The sequence below is a fragment of the Pseudomonas sp. C9 genome (assembly GCF_002000165.1).
Lineage (GTDB): Bacteria > Pseudomonadota > Gammaproteobacteria > Pseudomonadales > Pseudomonadaceae > Aquipseudomonas.
In genome coordinates this window covers 4,461,773-4,474,811 of record NZ_MPAK01000001.1, presented here as the reverse complement: position 1 = coordinate 4,474,811, position 13,039 = coordinate 4,461,773, and the positions used below count along the sequence as shown (strand labels likewise).

Sequence of the window (13,039 nt, the reverse complement as noted above, 5' to 3'; positions counted from 1 at the left end):
CGCAGCCTCGCCGAGCGCGCCCCTACGCGTCCGATGCTGCAACGTAGATGAAGTCCTGCTTACCAAATCGGCCTTCGGCTTTGCTGCCTGATGTCAGGGGTTTCGGCACGAAAGTGGTGATGCCCACCTGCTCGCAGGCAAGGATTTCCAGACCTTTGTAATAACCTCGGTCGGCCACCACCGTTAGCGACTCAGCCTCGATTTCTTCACGCACCTGGTTCGCCATATTGCTCAACTGCCCACGATCATTGCCTACGTTAGTCACCTCGTGGGCGATGATCAGATGGTGTTTGTCGTCGACGGCTGTTTGTACGTTGTAGCCAACCGTTCCGGTGCCTCGGCCACTCGTGGCCATTGAGCGTGCATCTGGATCGGTAAGAGAGATTTGTTGGTCTGGACTTTCGTGAAGCTGTGCCTCGATGTCCTTGAGTTTCTGCATCTGCTTTTTCAGTGTTTCTATCTTTTCTTTAAGCCGCTCAGCCTTGGCTTCGGCTACTTCGGGCGTTGCCCGATCCGCCGAATCCATTGCCGCCAGATATCGATCGATGCTCGGCTCGATCTGCTGCATGCGTGCCTTCACTTTGCCCTGAGTGAAATTACGGTCGCGGTTGTTCACGGCTTTGAATTTGCTGCCGTCGATGGCGATGATTGATTGGGAGAAGGGATTGAGGTTGCGGCAAAGCACCACAAATTGCCGGCAGACACTGCGAATAGCCTTGCCGTTGTCCTTGCGAAAGTCGGCGATGGTTTTGAAATCTGGAGCCAAACGCCCTGTCAGCCACATCAACTCGACGTTGCGCTCGGCCTCACGCTCTAGTCGACGGCTGGACTGAATCCGATTGAGATAGCCGTAGATATAGATCTTCAGCAAGACCGCTGGATGATAGGCCGGTCGACCCGTTGCAGCAGGATCAACACCTTCAAACCCAAGTGCCCCCAAGTCGAGTTCATCGACGAAAACGTCGACCACTCGGACTGGATTTTCTTCAGCTACGTAATCGTCCAGGCACTCCGGCAGCAACGTGACTTGCGTCCGAGCCTCACCTTCAATGAATCGCTTCATGATCGCCCCCGATACGATCTCGGCGATCAGAAGGTTAGACAATTGCTGGCGTTTTCACACAGCCTGGACCCATTGCGGGCGTTCGCCATAGGCCGCTATCGGCTAAATTTTGCTATATGCCGGCGGTTGCCAAAAGTACGATTCGAACGCAGCATGAGTGTTATGACTTCGGACAACGATGGCAGGGGGCTTAAAGATATGCGCGATGACGAACGCTGGTTTTCGACATGCCAAGACGCTGGGGACGGAAGTGGCGACCTTGTCATCGACTTACCGTCCGAGTTGCTTTCAAAAATGGGCTTAAGCCTCGGGGACGAGTTGAACATCGAAGTGGTGGATGGGGTAATCGTCCTTACACCCATACGTCAAGACCATCCGTAAACTGAAGTTCCTACTTCCTCCTGTAAAATCGCATTTCCAGGTATCAACCTTATTTTGTGGCTACCCAACGCCAAAGGCAGAAATCGGGCCAAAAGTGGACGGTCCCGACTGCCTACTTAATCAGGGGCGACTTAGTCGATGTTCTGCTACCCCAAAACCAATAAGCCTTACCCAGTAAGCTGGCTTTCAGACGCAGGCGACATCAGCCCAATTGAGCCTGGATCTGTTTCACCACGCCCTGCATCGCAGGCAAATAGCGGCGGGCGGCTTCCTCAATGGGCATCGCCTTAGCGATGTACACCAGATTCAGGCAGCCCATCACCCGATCCTCGTGCATGACCGGTATGGCAATGGCGGCGATCTTGCGTTCCAACCCCCAGTGCGAGTTGTTTTCGCCATACCCCTTGGTAAGAGTGTGCTCCACCAGCCGATCGACAAAACGACGATCCGCGGCCAGCGCCGATTGTTCATCTTCGCGGCTGATCATCAATTCGATCAGCTCTTCCCGCTCGGCGGGCGGACAGAATGCAAAGTACGCACGACCGGTCGCGGTCATTAGCAAGGGCAGACGCCGGCCGACCATGGAGCGGTGAAACGACAGGCGGCTGAAGCGATGAGTGGTCTCGCGAATCACCATGGCGTCACCGTCCAGTGTGCACAGGTCGGTGGGCCAGACGACTTTCTGCAGCAACTCACCGAGCAAGGGTGCGGCGATTGAGGAGATCCATTGCTCATCGCGAAAACCTTCACTGAGTTCGCGTACCTTCAACGTCAGTCGATAGCTATCATCTGAATCACTGCGCCGCACATAACCTTCTGCCTGCAAGGTCTCCAGCAACCGTCGGACCGTGGTGCGATGCAGTCCGCTCTGCTCGGCCAGTTGCGCCGTGCTGGCCCCGCCATCGAAGCGGTTCAAGCTATTGATCAGAGCCAGGCCGCGCATCAGCCCACGGACGGACTTGTATTCTGTTTCGCTCATGAATTGCTCAATTATTGTTATGAATCAACGATGTGCACCTAGTGCACACTAACAACTGTTGTCGTTGTCGACCAGCTTCGTGATTTCCATACTGCGCCCAACAAGAAATCCAAAAGCGCTGTACGGAGATATCCATGAGTCCTGCACCCACTCCATCCACATTGGACCTGACCACCGACGTTGCCATTGTCGGCGCCGGTCCTGTCGGCTTGATGATTGCCAATTACCTGGGCCAATGTGGTGTGAACGTCACCTTGGTGGAAAAGCTCGACAGCCTGATCAACTACCCCCGCGCCATCGGCCTGGACGACGAAAGCCTGCGCACCTTCCAGGCTGTTGGCTTGGCCGACGCCGTGCTGCCGCACACCACACCCTGGCACGCCATGCGATTCCTGACCCCCAAAGGTCGCTGCTTTGCCGATATACAGCCCAAGACGGATGAGTTCGGCTGGTCGCGCCGCAACGCCTTCATCCAGCCCTTGGCCGATCGCGTATTGTTCGAAGGCTTGCAGCGTTTTGATAACGTCAAGGTGTTGTTCGGCCGTGAGCTCGAAGGCTTCGAACAAAGTGACAGTGCCGTGGTGCTCAACTTCAAGGATCAGAACGGACGCGGCGAACGTCTTCAGGCCCGTTATCTGATTGGTTGCGACGGTGGCAACAGCCTGGTGCGACGCAGTCTGAACATCAGTTTCGAAGGCAAGACTGCGCCTAATCAGTGGATCGTCGTAGACATCGCCAACGACCCCTTGAGCACACCCCATGTTTACCTGTGCTGTGACCCGGTACGTCCGTACGTTTCCGCCGCCCTTCCCCATTGCGTGCGTCGTTTTGAATTCATGGTCATGCCTGGCGAGACCGAAGCCGAACTGAGCAAACCCGAGAACATGCGCAAGCTGCTGGCCAAGGTGCTGCCGAATCCGGATCGCATCGAATTGATCCGCAGCCGCGTCTATACCCACAACGCTCGCCTGGCCGGTCGGTTCCGTGAGGGCCGGGTGCTGCTGGCCGGCGATGCCGCGCACATCATGCCGGTATGGCAGGGTCAGGGTTACAACAGCGGTATGCGCGACGCCTCCAACCTGGCCTGGAAATTGTCACTGGTGATCAAAGGCCTGGCCGACGACAGCCTGCTCGACAGCTATGAACAAGAACGCCGCGACCACGCCAAGGCGATGATCGACCTTTCTGTGCTGGCCGGCCACGTGCTGGCACCGCCCAAGCGCTGGCAAGGCACTTTGCGTGACGGTGTGTCGTGGTTGCTCAACTATGTGCCGCCCGTCAAACGCTACTTCGTGGAAATGCGCTTCAAGCCAATGCCGAAATACGCTCAGGGCGCCTTGATCGTACCTAGCGAAAAAGGCTCACCGGTGGGCAAGATGTTCATTCAGCCCCAGGTACTGACCGAAGCTGGCAAAACCGTGTTGCTGGATGAGGTGATCGGCGAGAACTTCGCGATTATCGCCTGGGGCTGCGACCCGACTTGGGGCCTGACGCCAGCACAGATCGCTCAATGGCAAGCACTGGGCACGCGTTTTATCCAGGTGCTGCCGGACGTCCAGCTCAAAGCTGCCAGTGACGTAAGCCATGGTGTGATCCGCATTGGTGACAGCACCGGCCGCCTCAAGGAATGGTTCGCCCGCGGCTCGGCCTCCATCGCCCTGGTGCGTCCGGATCGCTTCCTCGCCGGCCTGGCCATTCCGCAAACCGTCGGCCAGGCCTGTGATGATTTGGCCCTGGCGCTCAAGGCGCTGCCGCAACCCGAAGTGGCGATCCTCGCCAGCAAGGTGGCCTGACATGAGCGCCTATCTGCACTGCTTGTCTCACACGCCATTGGTGGGCTACGTCGACCCGACGCCTGAGGTGTTGGCCGAGGTTGACGCCATGATCGCTGATGCCAGTGAGCGCATCGCGCGCTTCAACCCGGAGCTGATCGTCCTGTTCGGCCCCGACCACTACAACGGCTTTTTCTACGACGTGATGCCGGCCTTCTGCATCGGCATGGCCGCTCACGCCATCGGTGATTTCGACACCGCCGCCGGCCCTTTGGACGTACCCAAAGCGCTGGCCGAGTCCTGCGCCCAAGCGGTCCTGGATGCCGGTGTCGACGCTGCCGTTTCCTATCGCATGCAGGTCGATCACGCGTTCGCCCAACCGCTGGAGCTGTTACTTGGCGGTTTAAGGGAATGCCCAGTGATTCCGGTGTTCATCAATTCGGTCGCCGTGCCGTTGCCCGGCTTCAAGCGTTCCCGTCTGCTCGGTGAAGCGATCGGCCAGTGGGCGCAGTCGCTGAACAAGCGCGTGCTGTTCCTGGCTTCCGGGGGACTGTCCCATCAACCTCCGGTACCAGAACTGGCCAAAGTCGATGCACGTATGGCCGATCGACTGATGGGCAGCGGTCGCCAATTGCCGGCTGATGAGCGACAGGCGCGCCAAAAACGAGTAATCCAGGCCGCCCGGGATTTCGTTGAAGACCCACACAGTCTGCATCCGCTTAATCCCGCGTGGGATCAGCATTTTCTCGACACCCTCCAACAGGGCCGCCTGAGCGACCTCGATGACCTGGGCAATGACGAACTGTCGGAACTGGCCGGCAAGTCCACTCACGAAGTGAAAACCTGGGTCGCCGCCTTCGCTGCCCTTTGCGCCTTCGGCCCTTATCAGACCGAAGGGCGCTACTACCGCCCAATTCCCGAATGGATCGCAGGCTTCGCCGCCCTTGGCGCCCAGCCGCTGAACAACAACCACTGATTCCGAGGAACACTGCCATGACTGCCACTGCGCCAGCTTTCACCGAAGCCTCTACCAGCCGTTTTGTCGACATCAGCGAAGGCGAGTTGAAGCTGCGACTGCATTACAACGACGTGGGTCAGGGAGTCGAAACCGTGGTCATGCTCCACGGTTCCGGACCCGGCGCCAGCGGTTGGGCCAACTTCCATCGCAACATCGAACCGTTGGTGACCGCCGGTTACCGAGTGATTCTGATGGATTGCCCGGGCTGGAGCAAAAGTGACCCGATTGTTTGCGACAGCTCGCGCTCAGACCTCAACGCCCGTGCCCTCAAGGGGCTGGTTGATGCACTGGATCTGGACCGTGTGCACATCATCGGCAACTCCATGGGCGGTCACAGCACCGTAGCCTTCGCCCTCGCCTACCCTGAGCGCATCGGCAAACTGATACTGATGGGCGGCGGCACCGGCGGCCCAAGCGCCTTCGTGCCGCAACCTACCGAAGGCATCAAACTGATCGGCGCGCTGTACCGCGAACCGACCATTGAAAACCTGAAGAAGATGATGAACGTCTTCGTCTTCGACGCCAGCAGTCTGACCGACGAACTGTTCCAGACCCGCCTGGACAACATCCTGGCGCGCCGCGATCACCTGGAAAATTTCGTCAAGAGCAGCATTCTCAATCCCAAGCAATTTCCGGATTTCAGCCACCGCCTGCACGAAATCACCGCCCAGACGCTGCTCGTCTGGGGCCGCGAAGATCGCTTCGTGCCCATGGACACCGGCTTGCGCCTTCTGGCCGGCCTGCCCCATGCACAACTGCACGTGTTCAATCGCTGCGGCCACTGGGCCCAGTGGGAACACGCCGAAACCTTCAACCGCATGGTCCTGGATTTCCTGACCCACTGACCACCGAGGCTGACATGACCCTGACTCAACACACCCTGGAAAGACTGGCCGCTGACCTGCGCCATGCCGAGGCCGATGGCGAAGCCATCGCCCCTCTGCGCGAACAGATTGGTGAAGACAGCGCCGAGGCCGCTTACACCATCCAGCGACTCAACGTCACCCACGGCGTGGCCAACGGCCGTCGTGTGGTCGGGCGCAAGATCGGCCTGACCAACCCCAAGGTTCAACAGCAACTGGGCGTCGACCAGCCGGACTTCGGCACCCTGTTCGCCGACATGTGCTACGGCGACAACGAAAGCGTGAAAGTAGGTCGCGTGCTGCAACCGAAGATCGAGGCGGAAATAGCCTTGATCCTCGAACACGATCTGCCCCGCGCCGACACCACGTTTGCCGACGTGATGGCGGCCACCGGCTGGGTTGTCCCGGCACTGGAAATCGTTGGCAGCCGGGTCCAGGACTGGAACATCCGCTTCGTTGATACCGTGGCTGACAACGCCTCCAGTGGCTGCTTTGTATTGGGTGGCCCGGCTCGACGTATCGATGGGCTCGACCTGCGCCAGGCCAGCATGCGCATGACACGCAATGGTGAAGAAGTGTCCAGCGGCAGTGGCACCGAATGCCTCGGTCATCCACTCAATGCGGCCGTCTGGCTGGCTTGCACCATGGCTCGCCTGGGCGATCCGCTGCGTGCGGGCGACATCATTCTCACCGGGGCACTAGGGCCGATGGTGCCGGTCGCCGCCGGTGATCGTTTCGAGGCAGAGATCGAAGGCATTGGTCGGGTTGGTATTGGGTTCACCGCCGAGTGATCGGTGACTTGCGTGCAAATGAGGCAACAACAATGAACAAACTCAAAGTCGCCATCATCGGTTCCGGAAACATCGGCACCGATCTGATGATCAAGATCCTGCGCAACGCCAGGCACCTGGAAATGGCGGTCATGGTCGGCATCGACCCGGCCTCCGACGGCCTGGCCCGCGCTCAGCGCATGGGGGTGGCCACCACCCACGAAGGCGTTGAAGGCTTGACCCGCATGGATGTGTTCAAGGACATCGACTTCGTCTTCGATGCCACCTCGGCCGGTGCCCACGTCAAGAACGATGCGTTCCTGCGCTCGATCAAACCCGACATTCGCCTGATCGACCTGACGCCGGCTGCCATCGGCCCGTATTGCGTGCCAGTGGTCAATCTGGAACAGAACTTGGACCAGCTCAACGTCAACATGGTCACCTGCGGCGGCCAGGCGACCATTCCGATGGTCGCGGCGGTGTCCCGCGTGGCCAAGGTGCATTACGCCGAAATCGTCGCTTCGATTGCCAGTAAATCCGCCGGTCCCGGCACCCGTGCCAACATCGACGAATTCACCGAAACCACCTCCAAGGCCATCGAAGTGATCGGCGGCGCCGCGAAGGGCAAGGCGATCATCGTGATGAACCCGGCCGAGCCACCACTGATGATGCGCGACACCGTGTTTGTATTGTCCGAAGCGGCTGACCAGGCGCTGGTCGAGGCCTCCATCGTCGAGATGGCGGCCGCCGTGCAGGCTTATGTGCCGGGCTATCGACTGAAGCAACACGTGCAGTTCGACGTCATTCATGAAGATGCGCCGCTGAACATTCCTGGTCATGGAAAATTCTCCGGGCTGAAGACTTCGGTGTTCCTCGAGGTTGAAGGCGCCGCCCATTACCTGCCGGCTTACGCCGGGAATCTCGACATCATGACCTCCGCTGCCTTGGCCACCGCCGAGCGGATGGCGCAGTCGATGCTGAACGCCTGAGGAGACCGAAATGACTTTCAATCCCGGTAAAAAACTCTACATCTCCGACGTGACCCTGCGCGACGGCAGCCATGCCGTTCGCCACCAGTATTCGATCCAGAATGTGCAGGACATTGCCCGCGCATTGGACAAGGCCAAGGTCGACAGTATCGAAGTCGCCCACGGCGATGGCCTACAAGGGTCGAGTTTCAACTACGGTTTTGCTGCGCACACTGATCTTGAATGGATCGAGGCCGCCGCCGATGTGATTAGCCACGCCAAAATCACCACGCTGTTGTTGCCCGGCATCGGCACGGTGCATGACCTGAAAGCGGCCTACAACGCCGGAGCCCGGGTGGTGCGCATAGCCACCCATTGCACCGAGGCCGACGTGTCGAAGCAGCACATCGAATACGCCCGCGAGTTGGGCATGGACACCGTCGGTTTCCTGATGATGAGCCACATGATCCCTGCCGAGCAGTTGGCCGCCCAGGCCAAGCTGATGGAGAGTTACGGCGCGACCTGCGTGTACATGGCCGACTCGGGCGGCGCGATGAACATGCAGGACATCCGTGATCGATTCCGCGCGTTCAAGGCTGTGCTGAAGCCGGACACCGAAACCGGCATGCACGCTCACCACAACCTGTCGCTCGGCGTGGCCAACTCGATCACCGCAGTGGAGGAAGGTTGCGACCGCATCGACGCCAGCCTCGCCGGCATGGGCGCCGGCGCCGGTAACGCACCGTTGGAGGTGTTCATCGCCGCGGCTGAGCGCCTGGGCTGGAACCACGGTACCGACCTTTACACACTGATGGACGCGGCCGATGACATCGTTCGGCCGTTGCAGGACCGTCCGGTGCGGGTCGACCGCGAAACCCTGGCACTGGGTTACGCCGGGGTCTATTCGAGCTTCTTGCGCCACGCCGAAATTGCCGCTGAAAAGTATGACCTCAAGACCCTCGACATCCTCGTCGAACTGGGCAAACGGCGGATGGTCGGCGGTCAGGAAGACATGATCGTCGACGTTGCGCTGGATCTGCTCAAGCGCTGACACCAAGCACCACACCGACTGACCGCCCACGCAGCGGTCGGGCGGCCCTGCTTTGCCCACACAACAATAAAACGGGTACTACCCATGACTGCGCTAAAACCGACAACACCGTTGCACATCACGCGGACCATCGGTCTGTGTTTCCTCGTGGCCCTAATGGAGGGCCTTGACCTACAGGCCTCCGGGATCGCTGCCCAAGGCATGGCGGCCGCGTTCGAACTGGATAAATTGCACATGAGCTGGGTGTTCAGTGCCGGAATTTTCGGCCTGCTGCCCGGTGCGTTCCTGGGCGGCCTGCTAGCTGACCGCATCGGCCGCAAGCGCGTGCTGATGGCATCGGTAGCGATGTTCGGACTGTTCTCGCTAGTCACGGCCATGGCTTGGGACTTCAACAGCTTGCTGGTTGCCCGTTGCCTCACGGGCATAGGTTTGGGCGCCGCATTGCCCAACTTGATCGCGCTGACCAGTGAAGTGGCCGGTCCGCGTCTGCGCGGCACGGCCGTGAGCCTGATGTATTGCGGCGTGCCACTGGGTGCTGCGGTGGCGGCTGGCATTGGCATCGCTCAACTGGCCGGTGGCTGGCAAGTGGTGTTCTACGTCGGTGGTCTGGTACCGCTGTTGATCGTCCCTCTGCTAGGGCTTTATCTGCCGGAATCGGCGCAGTTTCGCAGCGTCCAGGACACCGCCCCCATCGGCGTGGTCCGGGGCCTGTTCCGCGAGGGCGCGGCCCTGCCGACCGCAATGATCTGGGTGAGTTATTTCTTTACGCTCATGGTCGTGTACATATTGATCAACTGGCTGCCCAGCTTGTTGGTCGGCCAGGGTTTCAGCGGCCGACAGGCCAGTTGGGTGATGTTTGCTCTGCAGCTTGGTGCTGCGGTCGGTACCTTGCTGCTGGGTTGGGTAATGGACCGACTGCCAGCCTGGGTCCTGTCTGCCCTGATCTATATTGGCATTCTCGCTTCGCTGACCGCTCTGGGTATGGCCAGCCAACTGGAAAGCATGCTGGCAGCCGGTTTCATTGCGGGCTTTTTCGCCACCGGCGGGCAATGCGTGCTGTATGCCTTGGCACCGCATTTCTATAGCCCGTCTGTGCGCGCCACGGGCGTGGGCAGCGCGGTGGCCATCGGCAGACTCGGCGCAATGAGCGGCCCGCTGGTGGCCGGCAAGATGCTCGCCTTGGGCACCGGCACGACCGGAGTGATGCTGGCTTCGGCGCCGGGAATCGTCATCGCCGCAGTCGCGATGTTTTACCTGTCAGTGCGCCGCAACGGCGCTCAGCCTGACTGACAACTCCCGCGTAATACCCCGTGCCGGAAACGGTGCGGGTTCATCCCCAACAACAATAAAAGTGAACACCGGCATGCTCAAGACTACTCTTCGGGCGCTCAGCGCCTGCACCTGCGTTTTATACTTTGGCCAGGCGTGTGCCAGCGGTTTTGTCGATGACAGCCACGCCGATCTGACGATGCGAAACTTTTACTTCGATCGTAACTACGTGAACGCCACACCCCAGGCCGCCGCCCGCGAGTGGGCCCAGGGGTTCATTCTCAACGTGCGTTCAGGTTATACGGAAGGGCCAGTGGGGTTCGGCCTCGACGCCCAAGGTTTGCTGGGAGTGCGCCTGGATTCTTCACGCGCTCGCACCGGTACCGGCCTGCTGCCGTACAGCGCCACCACCCGTGAGCCGGCCGATGAATATTCGGAGCTGGGTCTGACGACCAAGGTCAGGGCATCGAAAAGCGAGTTGCAATTGGGCACCATAAGCACGTTTCTTCCGATCGCTTTCGCCAGCCCTACCCGACTGCTACCACAGACCTTTCGTGGCGCATACCTCAAGTCCCAGGAAATCGACAACCTGACCCTGCACGTCGGCTGGCTGGACCGCATCAACCTGCGCGACTCCACCGACTATCAGAAAATGTCGGTAGGCTCACCCAATGGACGCTTCAATGGTGCCGCCGAGTCGGACCGTTTTTCCTTCCTCGGCGGCGACTATGCCTGGTCGCCGCAATTGACATTTAAGTACTACCACGCAGAGCTCGCTGACCTGTACCGCAAGGACTTCTACGGCTTTGTCGATAATCGCCCGATCGGCCCCGGCAGCCTGAAAAGCGACTTTCGTCTGTTCGTTACCGGTGAAGACGGTGCAGCCAGGGCCGGCCCGGTGGACAACCGCAATGCGGCACTGATGCTGACGTATGCCCTGGGTGCCCACAAATTCGGTGCCGGCTACATGCAACTGACAGGCAAGACAGCCATGCCATACCTGTTCGGCACCGAACCGTTAGTGATCACCGAAGGCACTCTGAGCTCTGAGTTCCTCAACCCTAAAGAGCGCAGTTGGCAGGTACGGTATGACTACAATTTTGCAGGCCTTGGCGTGCCGGGACTGAATGGCATGCTGCGCTACGTAAGTGGAGACAATATCGAACTAGCCAAGCTGGGAGGCTCCAACCTGACAGAGAGCGAAAAGGATTTCGAGCTGTCCTATGTGCTGCAGAGCGGCCAACTGAAAGGCTTGGCGCTGCGGTTGCGCAACGCCTGGTACCGCAACGACTTCAGCGCACAAGCCAGCCATCGAGATGACAATGAGCTGCGGGTTAACATCGATTACACGTGGAATTTATGGTGAGTTCCGGCCGGCTCCTGTGTGAGGCGCCAATACTTGCATCACGAAGATGCGAGCGCACCGTCACTGAATCAAGCCGCTTCCATTCGTCAGATTCATGGTTTTCTGGGGGCGCCAAGCGCTTGCTGCTGGTCGATTTCGGCTCTTCGTGACAGGCAGAAAACGGCCAGGAGCAGTCGGTCAGTCCAAGTTGTTTTCAGACATAATTCGACGTTTGGATCTGTCTATAAAACCCGGTCCACTTCAGTTGGATCAAAGCTTACTCTTGCCTAACAATATCGACCGAGATCTCCACCGCCGCAATCGTGCCTCTGTTCTCAAGCCAGTGTGTGGTGTTTCTATCCTCGGGCCAACCCACTCCCGGCCCATAATCCCTGGCGACTCCACTACGATGATCTGTGATCGTTCCCTGCAGTATGTAGACGATGCCTGGCCTGTCTTTATGGTTGTGAGTCGGGCCGAAGACGCCTCCAGGCTCGATGGTCACCATACGCATTCTCAGTTGGCGCCCTGCCATACCCTCGATCTCAGGACCAAGGTCAACCGTTGAAAGTAACTTCACCGTAACGCCTTTCGTCTCAGGTGCTGCCTGTTCGTCGCTCATCGCGCGCTCCTCTTTGTAATTACAGGGCCTACCTAGAAGTAGACACCCTTAAAGGTGTGATGAGTCGAGAGGCGACAAAGGGTTATTTTCTGCCCTTCGCGACAGGTAGAAATCGGCCATAAGCGGCCTGATGCATCATTGAGTTTTGAATCCGACTTGAACTTCATCCAGCCCTATCCATGGGTTGTCGCCTAAACGCGGGCATTCCGGGGTATGAGGAAAAAGCTTTTCTCTTTCTGATTCGGGCTGCCAAACGCCGCAAGATCTGCACATAACGGTATTGCCCGAGAGAACCCAGACTCCATGCCACGACGTGAGCCTATCGACAGGAGTCATGAGAGCCGCTCCGTTCACCGCAGTTTTATCACGTTGATTTTATTGGTCTGGTATCACGGTACGCTCGTTTAGCCCATCACGCTCTAAACTTACCCCTAACCGGAAACATTATTCACCGGGCCAGAACCGTACAACGGTGCGCATACATAGGAAAGGAAACCACGCGATGCTGACGATTGATCCGAAAGTGTTGGCTGACCAACTCGCCATAGTCGACACCGCTCAGCAAGCAGTGTTGGATGCTATGGACGCGCTAGAGAATGCCGCGAGTACGGCGAATGAATCGACGCGGATAGTCCGCGTCCAGGAGTTGAGCGCAGCAAACGCAGCGTACGATGGCGCTCTGATAGATTTGGTCGAGACCGTACGGACAGCTCTTTATGGATCAGAAAAAGCACTGACTTGACCGCGTGCTTGATCTGACCGGTCATTTGCATCCGATCTGACAACTGCCTTCATCCGGCCTGACCAGCACGGTCGAACCAAGAAAGCGACCAACAGCGGAAGGAGTGGTGGCTAACACAACTCGCACCAAAACAGGATCATGCTTGTAGCCAAGCCGCTAGTAACGATCCCGATTCCAAACATCAGGCCGAGAAGCA

At 58.8% G+C, this 13,039-nt stretch carries 12 protein-coding genes and 1 pseudogene; 10 read left to right on the top strand and 3 right to left on the bottom strand.

Annotated elements, in window-relative coordinates; genetic code table 11:
* Positions 1-28: 28 nt before the first annotated feature.
* Positions 29-1,063, bottom strand: a pseudogene (locus BMS17_RS20935) (IS1182 family transposase); the annotation flags it as partial.
* A gap of 153 nt (positions 1,064-1,216) precedes the next feature.
* Between BMS17_RS20935 and BMS17_RS30995 the strand changes: the two are divergent.
* Positions 1,217-1,444 carry an AbrB/MazE/SpoVT family DNA-binding domain-containing protein gene (locus tag BMS17_RS30995; RefSeq protein ID WP_371916701.1) on the top strand — a complete coding sequence of 76 codons (228 nt, stop codon included), beginning with the start codon at positions 1,217-1,219 and terminating at the stop codon, positions 1,442-1,444.
* Positions 1,445-1,646: 202 nt separating this feature from the next.
* Here BMS17_RS30995 and BMS17_RS20925 read toward each other — a convergent pair whose 3' ends face one another.
* Positions 1,647-2,423 carry a DNA-binding transcriptional regulator gene (locus BMS17_RS20925; RefSeq protein ID WP_077431646.1) on the bottom strand — a complete coding sequence of 259 codons (777 nt, stop codon included), beginning with the start codon at positions 2,421-2,423 and terminating at the stop codon, positions 1,647-1,649.
* A 134-nt stretch (positions 2,424-2,557) separates the two neighbouring features.
* Between BMS17_RS20925 and BMS17_RS20920 the strand changes: the two genes are divergently transcribed.
* The 8 genes from BMS17_RS20920 to BMS17_RS20885 all read left to right on the top strand — a co-directional run bounded on the left by BMS17_RS20920 (position 2,558) and on the right by BMS17_RS20885 (position 11,500).
* Entirely contained in the window at positions 2,558-4,216 is a 1,659-nt protein-coding gene (locus BMS17_RS20920; RefSeq protein WP_077431645.1) for a bifunctional 3-(3-hydroxy-phenyl)propionate/3-hydroxycinnamic acid hydroxylase, read from the top strand.
* Between the two features lies 1 nt (position 4,217).
* On the top strand, positions 4,218-5,171 hold the full coding sequence (mhpB, locus tag BMS17_RS20915) for a 3-carboxyethylcatechol 2,3-dioxygenase (RefSeq protein ID WP_077431644.1): 954 nt from the start codon (positions 4,218-4,220) through the stop codon (positions 5,169-5,171).
* A gap of 17 nt (positions 5,172-5,188) precedes the next feature.
* Positions 5,189-6,058 carry an alpha/beta fold hydrolase gene (locus BMS17_RS20910; RefSeq protein ID WP_077431643.1) on the top strand — a complete coding sequence of 290 codons (870 nt, stop codon included), beginning with the start codon at positions 5,189-5,191 and terminating at the stop codon, positions 6,056-6,058.
* Positions 6,059-6,072: 14 nt separating this feature from the next.
* Positions 6,073-6,867: a 2-keto-4-pentenoate hydratase gene (gene mhpD / locus BMS17_RS20905; protein ID WP_077431642.1), complete on the top strand. Its 795-nt coding sequence runs from the start codon at positions 6,073-6,075 to the stop codon at positions 6,865-6,867.
* Positions 6,868-6,899: 32 nt separating this feature from the next.
* Positions 6,900-7,835 (top strand): acetaldehyde dehydrogenase (acetylating), encoded by a 936-nt coding sequence (locus BMS17_RS20900; protein ID WP_077431641.1) that lies wholly within the window; start codon positions 6,900-6,902, stop codon positions 7,833-7,835.
* Positions 7,836-7,845: 10 nt separating this feature from the next.
* Positions 7,846-8,865 carry a 4-hydroxy-2-oxovalerate aldolase gene (dmpG, locus tag BMS17_RS20895; protein WP_077431640.1) on the top strand — a complete coding sequence of 340 codons (1,020 nt, stop codon included), beginning with the start codon at positions 7,846-7,848 and terminating at the stop codon, positions 8,863-8,865.
* Positions 8,866-8,949: 84 nt separating this feature from the next.
* Entirely contained in the window at positions 8,950-10,155 is a 1,206-nt protein-coding gene (gene mhpT, locus BMS17_RS20890) for a 3-(3-hydroxy-phenyl)propionate transporter MhpT (RefSeq protein WP_077431639.1), read from the top strand.
* Positions 10,156-10,228: 73 nt separating this feature from the next.
* Positions 10,229-11,500: an OprD family porin gene (locus BMS17_RS20885; protein WP_077431638.1), complete on the top strand. Its 1,272-nt coding sequence runs from the start codon at positions 10,229-10,231 to the stop codon at positions 11,498-11,500.
* 256 nt (positions 11,501-11,756) lie between these two features.
* Here the strand turns inward: BMS17_RS20885 and BMS17_RS20880 are convergent, their stop codons facing one another.
* Positions 11,757-12,101 carry a cupin domain-containing protein gene (locus tag BMS17_RS20880; protein ID WP_077431637.1) on the bottom strand — a complete coding sequence of 115 codons (345 nt, stop codon included), beginning with the start codon at positions 12,099-12,101 and terminating at the stop codon, positions 11,757-11,759.
* Between the two features lie 502 nt (positions 12,102-12,603).
* On the opposite strand from BMS17_RS20880, the gene BMS17_RS20875 reads away from it, so the two are divergent.
* Positions 12,604-12,843: a hypothetical protein gene (locus BMS17_RS20875; protein WP_077431636.1), complete on the top strand. Its 240-nt coding sequence runs from the start codon at positions 12,604-12,606 to the stop codon at positions 12,841-12,843.
* Positions 12,844-13,039: the final 196 nt, after the last annotated feature.

Excerpts from the sequence above, each read along its gene's own strand:
- mhpB (WP_077431644.1), top strand. The coding sequence starts at position 4,218 with ATGAGCGCCTATCTGCACTGCTTGTCTCACACGCCATTGGTGGGCTAC.
- BMS17_RS20910 (WP_077431643.1), top strand. The coding sequence starts at position 5,189 with ATGACTGCCACTGCGCCAGCTTTCACCGAAGCCTCTACCAGCCGTTTT.
- BMS17_RS20920 (WP_077431645.1), top strand. The coding sequence starts at position 2,558 with ATGAGTCCTGCACCCACTCCATCCACATTGGACCTGACCACCGACGTT.
- BMS17_RS20885 (WP_077431638.1), top strand. The coding sequence starts at position 10,229 with ATGCTCAAGACTACTCTTCGGGCGCTCAGCGCCTGCACCTGCGTTTTA.
- BMS17_RS20880 (WP_077431637.1), bottom strand. The coding sequence starts at position 12,101 with ATGAGCGACGAACAGGCAGCACCTGAGACGAAAGGCGTTACGGTGAAG.
- dmpG (WP_077431640.1), top strand. The coding sequence starts at position 7,846 with ATGACTTTCAATCCCGGTAAAAAACTCTACATCTCCGACGTGACCCTG.
- BMS17_RS20875 (WP_077431636.1), top strand. The coding sequence starts at position 12,604 with ATGCTGACGATTGATCCGAAAGTGTTGGCTGACCAACTCGCCATAGTC.
- BMS17_RS20900 (WP_077431641.1), top strand. The coding sequence starts at position 6,900 with ATGAACAAACTCAAAGTCGCCATCATCGGTTCCGGAAACATCGGCACC.
- mhpT (WP_077431639.1), top strand. The coding sequence starts at position 8,950 with ATGACTGCGCTAAAACCGACAACACCGTTGCACATCACGCGGACCATC.
- BMS17_RS30995 (WP_371916701.1), top strand. The coding sequence starts at position 1,217 with ATGAGTGTTATGACTTCGGACAACGATGGCAGGGGGCTTAAAGATATG.
- BMS17_RS20925 (WP_077431646.1), bottom strand. The coding sequence starts at position 2,423 with ATGAGCGAAACAGAATACAAGTCCGTCCGTGGGCTGATGCGCGGCCTG.
- mhpD (WP_077431642.1), top strand. The coding sequence starts at position 6,073 with ATGACCCTGACTCAACACACCCTGGAAAGACTGGCCGCTGACCTGCGC.